The organism is bacterium (assembly GCA_024224155.1).
Lineage (GTDB): Bacteria > Acidobacteriota > Thermoanaerobaculia > Multivoradales > JAHEKO01 > CALZIK01.
The window spans coordinates 1-10,942 of the sequence record JAAENP010000250.1; the positions used below are offsets into that span (position 1 = coordinate 1).

8 protein-coding genes are annotated in these 10,942 nt (G+C 61.3%); 1 reads left to right on the top strand and 7 read right to left on the bottom strand.

Annotated elements, in window-relative coordinates:
- Positions 1 to 100 precede the first annotated feature (100 nt).
- The 7 genes from GY769_13160 to GY769_13190 form a co-directional block, all read right to left on the bottom strand.
- Positions 101 to 1,735, bottom strand: coding sequence for a hypothetical protein (locus GY769_13160; GenBank protein ID MCP4202866.1), 1,635 nt, complete (start codon positions 1,733 to 1,735; stop codon positions 101 to 103).
- A gap of 19 nt (positions 1,736 to 1,754) precedes the next feature.
- The gene (locus GY769_13165; protein ID MCP4202867.1) at positions 1,755 to 2,396 is read right to left on the bottom strand and encodes an N-acetyltransferase; all 642 of its coding nucleotides are present in this window, start codon (positions 2,394 to 2,396) and stop codon (positions 1,755 to 1,757) included.
- Positions 2,393 to 2,668, bottom strand: a complete 276-nt coding sequence (locus GY769_13170; GenBank protein ID MCP4202868.1) for a hypothetical protein — start codon at positions 2,666 to 2,668, stop codon at positions 2,393 to 2,395. The genes GY769_13165 and GY769_13170 overlap by 4 nt, the downstream gene beginning before the upstream one ends.
- Complete coding sequence (locus GY769_13175; protein ID MCP4202869.1) at positions 2,665 to 4,590, bottom strand: hypothetical protein; 1,926 nt, start codon at positions 4,588 to 4,590, stop codon at positions 2,665 to 2,667. The genes GY769_13170 and GY769_13175 overlap by 4 nt, the downstream gene beginning before the upstream one ends.
- Before the next feature lie 138 nt (positions 4,591 to 4,728).
- Complete coding sequence (locus GY769_13180; protein MCP4202870.1) at positions 4,729 to 5,772, bottom strand: Gfo/Idh/MocA family oxidoreductase; 1,044 nt, start codon at positions 5,770 to 5,772, stop codon at positions 4,729 to 4,731.
- Positions 5,769 to 7,028: a DegT/DnrJ/EryC1/StrS family aminotransferase gene (locus tag GY769_13185; protein MCP4202871.1), complete on the bottom strand. Its 1,260-nt coding sequence runs from the start codon at positions 7,026 to 7,028 to the stop codon at positions 5,769 to 5,771. The genes GY769_13180 and GY769_13185 overlap by 4 nt, the downstream gene beginning before the upstream one ends.
- A 23-nt stretch (positions 7,029 to 7,051) precedes the next feature.
- The gene (locus tag GY769_13190) at positions 7,052 to 8,707 is read right to left on the bottom strand and encodes a DUF3473 domain-containing protein (GenBank protein MCP4202872.1); all 1,656 of its coding nucleotides are present in this window, start codon (positions 8,705 to 8,707) and stop codon (positions 7,052 to 7,054) included.
- Positions 8,708 to 9,195: 488 nt separating this feature from the next.
- Here GY769_13190 and GY769_13195 point away from each other — a divergent pair, with 488 nt between their 5' ends.
- The gene (locus GY769_13195; GenBank protein ID MCP4202873.1) at positions 9,196 to 10,620 is read left to right on the top strand and encodes a sugar transferase; all 1,425 of its coding nucleotides are present in this window, start codon (positions 9,196 to 9,198) and stop codon (positions 10,618 to 10,620) included.
- Positions 10,621 to 10,942: the final 322 nt, after the last annotated feature.

The following is a 10,942-nucleotide window of genomic DNA, read 5'->3' on the forward strand; positions in this document are numbered from 1 at the left end:
GCTGACAGCCGTCGCACTCGTAGATTTGATGGTGCTCGATAGCGAAGATCGGACGCACCGGTTGATCGCAGATGCAGCAGCTCTTGATGGGCATACGACCTTAGCGGACTGTCCGAACCGGCGTTTCCGTGTTTCCCTCCGAGTCGAGCTTCTCCCTCAGGGTAGGGTGGTTCGATGAGGTGCCTTCCCGAGAAGGACCCAAATCGTACAGCGCGTAATCGCCGCAGCGCTGGATCAGACTGACGCGAGGGGTGATCCGCGACATGACCGCTTTGTCCTCGAGATCCTGTGGCTTGGCAATCCAGTAACGGCCCCCCAACCGCGCAATCTCCTCCAGCTTGGCGGCGCTGAAGTCCTCGTGCGCGTAGTTGAATCCCTTGCGATCGGTCCAAGTGAAAGCCATTGACTCGTTGTACGCCACGCCATGACCATGCCAATCGAGTCGGCGACCGCCGCGCACGACGATTTTCCCGTGGGGTGGCACGGCTGGAGCGAACTCGCGGCAGCATCTGTAGAGTTCTTCGAGGACCGGTTGGTGGTTCCGCAGCCAAGCGAGCTGAACGCCGCGGGCGAGGAAGCCCCCGAGCGTGACCGCTGCGAGCAGGTACGCGGCGCCGCTCTTGAATCCGGCAAGGCGCCCGCTCGCTAAGGGGCCTTGAGCTCTGTCGGTGAGAGCGGCAAAGCCGAAACCCATCAGCAGGCAGACCGGCGGAATCGAGTTGGCGTGGTAGTAGAAGGCCCAGCCATCCGCCGAGGTGTCGGCGGCCACAATGTAGAAGATCACCACAGCTGCGTACCAGACCGTGGTCCGTTCGATCCTGTCCCAGGGCCGTAGGAAAGCGGCGGCTGCGAGAGGAAGGCCGGCGGCCGCGAACACATCGCGTACCTCCGCTACCAGGTTGCCGGTGACGATCCCCCGGGGGTGACGAAGGACATCCCAGGACAGGAAATGCGCCTCGTTCGAGAGTCCCAACGACAACCCGGTCACGTCGAAGTTGTGGTGCGCCCAGAGGTACCAGGCGAGAGGCGGCAGCAGTGCGATGGCGGTGGCCACGTAGACGCGCTGTTGGGTCGCGGCGCGAAGACCGAGTCTTTTCAGCACGAGGTATCCCAGAACCAGGCCCAAGTACGCCGAGGAGCCCTTGACCAGAATCGCGCCGGCGGTAAAGGCGGCAGCCCGCAGCAGCGAGGGCTCGTCGCCTTTGTCCGCCCATTCGAACGCAGCGGTTATTGCCAGCAGCGTCATCAGAAGCTGAAGAGATTCCGGCTGAATGCTCGTCGAGAGGGAAAGGAGGAGTCCGTTGAACGCGAAAGCGGTGGTGGCGAATAGTGAGGCGTGCGGTGGCAAGAGCCGGCTCGACAATCGTCGAAAGACGAGGAGTCCACCGATGCTCGAGAGAGCGACCAGCCCCCTGAGGAGCTGCTCGTGATAGCCGAAGATCCGGTAGAGCTGTGCACCGATCCATGGGATGACGGGGAGTTCCATTTCGACGACCCCTGATGTGTTCCCGCGCCAGTCGATTCGCGGGAGGAAGGGATTCATGCCTTCTCGAAAGAACGAACGAGCGATCTGGGTATAGTCGGACTCGCGCCACGCGGCCACCGAGTGATAGTCGGTCGGGTGCCAAACAAAGGCGAAGCGTAGTGCGCAGGCGATCAGAAGGACGGCCAAAAGGAGCTTGCCGGCACTGCCGGAGAAGGACCCTTGGTACCGCCTTGATCTAGCGAACACCATCAACAAACGTCGCGGTGCCTTAACCGCCCGACTGCCGCGCCCCGAAGCCCAGTTCCTCGACGCTGCCTTCCGTCGCCGTGTACGCGTAGGCACACTTTGGGCAACGGTGCTCGATCGATGCGGGGGGACTCGCCGGATCGAACTTCGCAAACGGCCTCCCGCAGCGACACACGAAGCCCACGGACCTCGCCGGATTGCCGACAGCCAGGTGAAAATCAGGAACCGAGCCGGCGACCACCGACCCCATGCCCACCATCGCGAACCGGCCGACCTCGAGATCGCAGCCGATCACCGAGCGAGCTCCGATAGTAGCCCCTTCGCGGACTCGAGTGGAGAGGGTTTCTTCGTTGGGCTCGGAGCCAAGAGCTCGCGCCAGATTCGGCGTTGCGGCCCGCGGGTAACGGTCATTGGTGAAGATGGTCCCGGCGCCTATCATCACTCCGTCTTCGACGCTCACCGCGGTGCAGATGTAGACGAAGCTGTTGATCTTGACCCGGTTCCCGATCTCGACACCGTAGGCGATGTAGGTCTTCCCGCCGACCAGGCAGCCCTGTCCGATTCGTGTGGGGGCACGCACGTGCACGTGATCCCACAGCGCGGTGTCGGGTCCGATCCGAACGCCGTCTTCGACGATTGCCGTTGGGTGGATGAAGGTGGTCACGCGGTGCCCGGGCGTCCTCCTGCCTGCGACATCCGCGGCAGAGAGAGGCCAACGAGCCCGACGGCGAACTGCGCCGTGATCGTCATGAGAAAGGAGTCGAGGTGGAGTCGGTAGACCGACAGGATCTCCAACCGTTCGAGCTGGAACCGTCTCGCCCAAGAGAACCACTCCACGCACATGCCGAGAAGTGGTTTCTTCGTCACCATGACGATCAGCTCCCGCGTTCGTGTGGTCTCGGAGCATGAGACCCTCGAGTTGGATGTGTCCGTCACTGTAAGTATCCCAGCGCCCTGAGCTTCTTCAGTGTGTCTTCGTCCAGCTCTTGCTCCGCGGCCCGCTCCGCGGTAGGCGCTCCGTAGCTGTCGACGAGGACTGTTTTCGTTTGCCGCTGAAAGGCGATCGTAAGGGCTCCTACCAGGACCTCGCCATCTAGCTCGCGGGAGAGCGGCAGGCCTAGGAGATAGAGCACCGTTGGCGCCACGTCGACAATGCTTCCTTCGTCGAGAGCCTTGCCCACTTCGATAGCGGGTCCCCGCATCAAGAGCAGCGCCGTCTCGGTGTGAGTGCCGGAGATCCGATCGGACTCACCCACAACATCTATCGCCGGCAGCTGCCGATCACCTACCGTCACCAGCGGGTTGGTATCCAGCTCGAAGCCGGGCCGCACCCTGAGGTTGGCTTCGAACTCGCTTCTGCGGTCGGCCACAAACAGCGGCTGGCCATCCTCGGCAGATGTGATTTCTTCGATGCGCCGAAGAGCCTCGGATAGCGCGTTCTCGTCGAGCTTCGACCTCAAGAATACCGAGCGACCCACGTTGGTGGCGCGGACCAACGAATCGATGCCGGACTCTTCGATCAATGCCGACGACTTGATCGCGTACCACGTTTCCCCTGAAGCCATCGCCGAGCGCTGACCGTGATCGGAGACGACGAGAAGATCCGCCGTGGGCGAGGCGGCGCGCAGGATCTTCTTGAGCGCCGTGTCGGCCTGCCGATAGACCTCTGGGATTGCCTGGCCGTAGTTGCCCACATCCTCCGGAGTCAGTTCGGGAAATCCCTCGGGCTCGAAGTACTTAAAGAACATGTGCTGGATCGCGTCCGTGGAGCTGTCGTAGTAGATGGCCAGGTCCGGACGATAATCCCGCAAGAGGCGGCAGAAGACATCGGAAGACAGACGAAGCTTCAAGAGTCTAAGGTGCAGAGCCAGATCCTGCTCATTCATCCGCTCGAGCCGCTGCGAGACCAGTACCGCCGCAGCCGATTTGAGAGTCGACAGGGTGGCTCCGTGGCGCAGCGCCGCAAGTGTGAGGCGCACCGTCTCGATCAGCGTACGGCTCTCGCCTCTCTTCTCGCCCATCTCAAGCTGTTTGAGGAAGGAGAGCGAAGGAGGCAGCGTCTCGGGGCCCTGCGCGAGCCAGCCCGGCACCAGAAAGCCCGACTCCTTCCTCGGGGGCCAGGTGACCAGGTAGCCGAGGGAACCCGACACCAGGCCGTGGTCGTCGGCGATTTCCCAAATTCTCTTGGCGCGGACCTGGTCGGCCGAGGACCAGAAATCCCGGATGCCATGATTGTCTGGAGTCATTCCGGTGGCGATGCTGGTCCAGATGGGTGGCGAGATGACCGGATGCAGCGTCGAGAGCTCGCCTCGCGTGCCTTGTTCGACCAGCCGGTTGAAGGTCGGCAGGTCGCCGGCTTCCCGGAGCTGATCGATGATCGGCCACGAGGCGCCGTCGAAGCCCACCATCACGACCTGGCGTTCAGGTTTCGGCGCCAGGCTCGGCCAAATCGCGAGGCCGGAGACGAGGACGACCGAGAGCAAAGTCGCTCCAGCCCACAGCCAGAGGTCACTAGTGGGGTCGGAGCCTCGGCGCTTGGCGACCGCGAGCGGAACGGCGAAGGCGACAGCGCCGACGAGTGCCGCGATCCAGCCGCCGACAATCCAGCCGGTCGCTGCCAGCAGACCTCCGAGACAAACGATGGCCGACCAGCCGCCCGCTCGCCCCTGCTCTCGGCGTCGAAGCCGGTTCAAGCCGGTGGCGAGAAGCGCCACTACAGCGAGGCCGACCATGGGGGCGATCAGAAGCTGTGCGATCTCGAGCGGCCCCTGGGCGAACCGCGGCTCAAGGAAGAGCAGGGGAACCACGGTGAGTGCGGCCAGCAACGGCGCGAACGCTACTCGAGGTCCAAACCTCATCGTACAACCTCCGTCAATTTGGTATTGGCGATTTCTGCCGCGGCGAACGCAAAGAATGCGCTGACCCTCAGCAGCACACCACGAAGCGTCATGTTGAGGATGGTCTGTCTCATGACGATCTGGGCGGGCAGAGGGGAGCTAGCCGTTAGAGCCTGCTCCTGGGGCCGAGAAACGTCCACGGCCCCGAGTCGGCCGCTCGTTGACTGACACCCACCGCTGTTCCTCAAGGGATTGATAGGCTGTTTCCATCACCTCGACGGAAGCCAAGGCGTCTTCCTCGCTCACGAGCAACGACTCCTCGCCACGAATGGCCCGGCAGAAGTGACGGATCTGGCGCCTTAGTGCTGCGATCTTGTCGTATCCGGTTCCCATCGCCTCCCAGTTGTGATGGCCGGTTCGGCGAAGCTTCGACTGTCTCCAGCCAACACAGAGCGTGGCGTTGGAGCCATAGATCTCGATATAATTCTCCCGCTCCTTGGCCAACGTCCATGAAAGCTCGATGGTCGCTTGGACCCCGTCCTCGGTGCGTGCAAAGAGATCGACGGTGTCCTCGACGGGAAGCTCACACTTCAAGCTGTTGGGCACGGCGAGGATGCTGGCGACAGGGCCGAGCAGATAGCGGATCAGGTCGAGCGAGTGCGTGCCATTGTCGATCAGCACCCCACCGCCGCTAATCTCGGGCCTTGAATTCCATCGCTTCGACATGTCGATCGCCGAGGTGAATGAGTTCTCCAGCAAACGGATCTCTCCGAGAACTCCCGAGGCCACAAGGCTCTTGGCCTGGATGACGTCCTCTACAAACCGGTATTTCGAGGCCATGGACAAGATTGTGCCAAACTGCCTCGCGACGGAGAAAAGACTCCGAGCGCTGGTCGAGTAGAGGCTGAGCGGCTTTTCGCAGAGGACCGCGACTCGCCTTCTGAGGGCGTCTAGGCAAATCTGGTGGTGACTGATCGGAGGCGTGCAGACCAAAATGGCATCGCATTTCGCTTGCTCGAGCATGATCTCGTGTGTTTGGTAGGCGACGCAGCCGAGGCGCTCGGCCAACGCCAGGGCTCGCGCCTCGTCGAGGTCACAGGCGGCAACAATCCGTGCGGAGTCCGAGTCGTTGAAGGCCTGGGCATAGCTCTGGGCGATCGCCCCGGCGCCGATCAGGCCGAAGCGGATGGCTTCCTGCGTCATTCGGAGTCCTTGCCCAGCATGGATATCGCCTCTTGAATCGAGCGGCCAATGTGATCGACGTGTTCGGCTCCGAGGCGTTCGTTCCAGGGCAGGACGAGAGCTCTCGCCAGCCCCTCGAAGGTTCCCGGGTATCTTTCTGGGGAGTAATCCGTTGCTTCGGGCCGAGCAAGAGAGAAGGGGAAACGGCTCTGTCCAAAGGTCTTCTGGTCACGGAAGAGCCCGCATTGGAACGCCGGACGACCAATGTAGTTCGGCGAGGATGAAACGCCCCTTCGACCTAGCTCTTCCGCCAAGGCCGGCGCGCCTCCGGGAATCCGATCTCCGTTGACCCCAAGGAGGTAGCGCCAATAGGAATGCGTCGCGGCGGGTTCTTCCGCCGGCGTCTCGAGCCCCTTGTTTTTCGACAACAGTTCGGACAATCTCTTCGCCGATGCGATTCGGCTTTCGGTTACTGAGTCCAGCTTGGCCAGCTGGGCGACTCCAACGGCCCCCTGCAGCTCGGACATTCTATAGTTGAGGGCCAGAAAACCATGGTCCGGTTGGGGGCCTCCATAGTCCCAGCCCTTGTTGACAAAGAGGCGTATTCGGCGGCCTAAAGCCTCGTCATTGGTCACCACGAGCCCGCCCTCACCGGTCGTAATGTGTTTACCTTGCTGAAGGCTGAAGCAGCCGATCGCGCCCAGAGTTCCCACTATTCGACCACCGCTTTCGGCGAGGTAGGCCTGCGCGCAATCTTCAATCACCGGCACTCGTCGAGCCCTTGCCAACTCGAGAATCTCTCGCATGGCGCAGGGTTTTCCGAAAAGGTGGGTCACGATGATCGCCCGAGTGCGTTCGCTGATACACGCCTCTATTGAGGAAGCCGTTACTGTGAGTCCAGTCGGCTCGACGTCGGCAAAGACCGGGACCGCCCCTTGATAAAGAATCGGCGCGATGGCGCCCATGTCGGTGATCGGGGAGCTAATGATCTCGTCGCCGGGCTCTGGATCGACCGCCGCAACGGCCGCGTGGATGGCCGCCGTTCCCGAGGAACAGGCGGTAGCGAACTCGACGCCGAGTCGGCCGGCGAAACCCCGCTCCAGGCTACGCACGTAGGACCCTTTGGTGGCCGTCAGCACGCCCGACTGAACCGCTCCGATCAGGAGCTCGACTTCCTCCTCGCCTAGGGAACGACCGGAAGCGTCTTGATCGGTGGGTAGCTCGAGTTGCTTCAAGTCGAGGTTCTCAGGAGATATCAGAACTTTTTTTCTGGGCATTCGAACTTCCAGGCGAGCCGAGTTTATCGGAGGCGCTGAGCCTGGCGTGCCTTGCTACTTGCCAGCCGAACCAGCAGCCGCAAATGACCGAAGATGGTGCTCAGGACCTTCATCTTGGATTGACCGAAAAGACGCGCTTCGAGGACCGCTGGACACTCGGCGATCTGCCCGCCTTGCAGATCGAGCAGTCCAAGGACCTCGGCCACGCCGAGGAAGCCACCCTCTCGAACCGGCAGCGTTACCACGGCACTCCGACGGTAGACGCGGAAACAACTCGTGTAGGTAGCGATCTTGTGCCGCAGCACGAGGCGGTAGAGCTGGGAGAGGCGCCTGGAGAGAAAGAGACGCCACCACGGGACGTTCCGCACCTGTCCGGCGGGGTGATAAGGCGATGCGGTGACGATGTCCATATTGTCTCTCAGCATCGGAATCATGACTTGCAGCTGGTGCGGATCATAAGTGCAGTCACAGTCGATCGAGCAGACGACTTCGGTTCGAGCATGGCTCAGGCCGGTCTGAATGGCTGCCGCCACGCCTTGGTTCTGATCGTGGTGCAGGATCGCGCAGTCGGAGCGGCCGCCAAAGAGGCTGTCGAGCGTTGCCGCGGTTCCGTCCAGGCTGCCATCGTCGACGAAGATGAAGCCGAGATCGTACTGATTGAGCACCGCCGTCACGCTGCGCAGAGTGTTCGCCAGGTAGGGCAAGATGAGCTCTTCGTTGTAGCAGGGGATGACCACTGAGACCGGTGTCCTGTCGGTGGTGGCCGAGGTCGGAGCAGAAACAGGGTCGCTCGGCGATTGCTCCGGCAGCGGTATTGCCGGTGCCGCTGTTCTCGGCTCCGGAGCAGGCGACACCTCTTCCCTGTCGAGACGGAGATACTCGCCGAAGCCCTGAAAGCGATAGCGGGACAGGTAATAGCGGACAAACCGCTCCATTCGGTCGAGATTGCGATACTGCCGGACCCGCTCGTGCAGCGGAGCGGCATTGATCCGGGGCTGATCGGGGTCCAGTTCCCAGACGTGGAAATAGAACGCCAGAGGAGCCTCGTGACCGCGATCCCAGTGGTCGATAGCTCGGCGCACGAACCATTGGGGAAGCTGCCTCAGGTAATTGCCTCCGGATATTGGAATCGACCACCCCGCAAGGCGCACAGCGGAGATGGGGATCTCCCAGATCGTTCCTGTTTCTCCGCGATGCAGGTGCGGGAAACGACGCCACGGCTCGTCGGAGAAACCTCGAAACAGAGGTCGTATGCTCGAATCGTAGAGAAAGCCCTCGTCGGCCAGGACGTCCAACGCCCACAGATCCTGCGGACCCAGCCAAGAGTGGGCGATTCGATAACCGCGGACTCGCTGACCGGAGGCTGTTTCCAGAGCCTCGCGAGAGCGAGCAAGATCGGACCGAAACTCGCTTTCATCCAATTGTTGAAGGCTTCGATGATAGTAGCCTTTACTTGCGACCTCATGCCCGCGGCGTGCCACTTCACGCACCACCTCCGGCACTTCGTCGGCGATCCAGCCCAGTACGAAGAACGTCGCCTTGATACCGAATTCGTCGAGGAGCTCGAGTGCGTCGAGAGTGTTTCTTTCGACTCGGGTCTCGAAGCGATGCCATTGACCCGTTCGGACGACGGACTTGAGCGAGGCCACCTGGAAATAGTCCTCCAGAATGACTGCCAAGAGATGCTCTCGCGGGCGTGGAGGCACGATTGGAGCTTCAGACATGAGGCGTCAGAGAAAGGAGAGCTGGTCTTGCCGGCTCTGTAGCTGACCAAGAGAGTGGACGGGCCAGCTCCAGTTGTCAACCTGGTGCCACACGCTCGCAGCCTGGCGCAGAAGGTTGCGGCCGCGACGTCGACAGGTCCGGCCTCGGCGGCAGCGAACCGTGCATCCAGAAGAATTACCAATCGTCTATTTGACAGTCCCCTTAATTCGTGCTGCAATTTTAGGTCCTTCAGGATCAATCTTCAAAAGGGGAAGCTGCACAGGAGCACGGTCCGGGAGGGCGCGGCACGGTGTGACCAGCCGATGGGGTCGTTTGGTAGCACCGTCCGCAGGGCTGCTATTGGGGGAGAGGGTGTCTAAGCCTGCTTTGCAGGCCGTTGTAGCTCTGACGTTTTCCTGACGCACAAAGTGCAAACTCGAGCGATTTTTCGATTGGGAAGACCTTGACTAACCGTAGACAGCTGCTTCTGAGAGCTCTGGGTTTCGCCGACCTGGTGATCATGGTGGGCGCCTTTGCTTTCGCCACCTGGGTCCTGAGTCAAGAGTCGCTAGGACAGCTTCTCGCGGTCAGGCTCAAGCTCGTCAACTCCATCCTCTTCTTGGTCCTGCTGGTTCTCTGGTACCTGACTTTCAAGGCCTTCGATTTATACCGGCTGCGCCGATTCTCCTCGCCTTGGAACGAGGCGTGGACGGTGCTCAAGGCGACGTCGGTGGGTGCCGTGGCAGTCCTGAATGCGGGGTTTCTCTTCCAGGTGCAGCTGGTTACGCCCCAATTCATAGTTCTTTTCTGGCTCTCGGCCATCGCGGCAACGACCCTCATGCGAGTCCTTTTCCGGACGCTTCTGGAACGGATTCGCGTTCGGGGTCGCAACATCAGCCATGTGCTGATCGTGGGCACCAATGAGCGGGCCCGCAAGTACGCTCGCAGCGTCCGTAGCAGGCCCGAGTTAGGCTACGGCGTCATCGGATTCGTGGACGATCCCTGGCCGGGTCTCGAGGAGTTCTATCGGGAGGGCGAGAAGCTGGTGGTCGGGATCGACGAGCTGGTCGAGTATCTGCGAGGGAACGTCGTCGATGAGGTGGTCATGGCCCTGCCGTTCTCCTCAGCCTACGGAAAGTCAGCGCGGATTGTCAGTCTCTGTGAGGAGCAGGGCATCACTGTCCGGTTCCTTTCGGACATTTTCAACCTGAATCTCGCCAAATCCAGAGTGGAAATGTTTCAGGGCGAACCGGTCATTGTAATGCGCACAGGTCAAATGGAGGGCGGCGGAGTCGTGGTCAAGCGGGCCTTGGACTTCACACTCGCGCTCGTGCAGCTGATCATTCTGGGTCCGCTGCTCCTCGGCGTGGCTTTGCTGATCAAGCGGACGTCGCCCGGGCCGGTTTTGTTCGTCCAGAAACGCGTTGGACGCAACAAGCGAGTTTTCAACCTTCTGAAGTTCAGAACCATGGTCGAGGGCGCGGAGGCGAGACTGGCTGAAATTGAGGAGCTCAACGAGGTGAGCGGGCCGGTGTTCAAGATCAAGAACGACCCGCGAGTGACGCCGATCGGTCGAATCCTGCGCAAGACGAGCATCGATGAGATGCCGCAGCTTCTCAACGTTCTGATTGGCGACATGAGCCTCGTGGGTCCGCGGCCTCTTCCGGTAAGAGACTTCGAGGGCTTCGATCGAGATTGGCACAGGCGGCGCTTCAGCGTGCGGCCGGGCATCACTTGCCTCTGGCAAGTCAGCGGAAGAAACTCGGTGCCATTCGAGCAGTGGATGGAGCTCGACATGAAATACATCGATGAGTGGTCTCTGTGGATGGATCTGAAGATCCTGGCGAAGACGATCCCCGCTGTGCTCTCCGGCAGCGGAGCTGCTTGATCCGGAGCGCCAGCGGAAGCTGGGCGATAGACTGACAACCACTTCAGCGTGGGGTCCTCCGGGTGGTGGTGGCACTCAGCCTGTTATGCCGACGTCGAAGGAGCGAAAGCTCAAGATCGCTTTCATTGGAGCTCGAGGCGTCATTGGAACCTACAGTGGCATCGAGACCTATTATGAGGAGGTCGGTTCCCGACTCGTGGACCTGGGCCATGAAGTCACTGCCTATTGTCGAAGCTACTTCACTCCGGACGTTGCTACGCATCGAGGTATCCGCATCCGTCGGCACCGGGTGATCGCCAGCAAGCACCTGGAGACAGCTTCA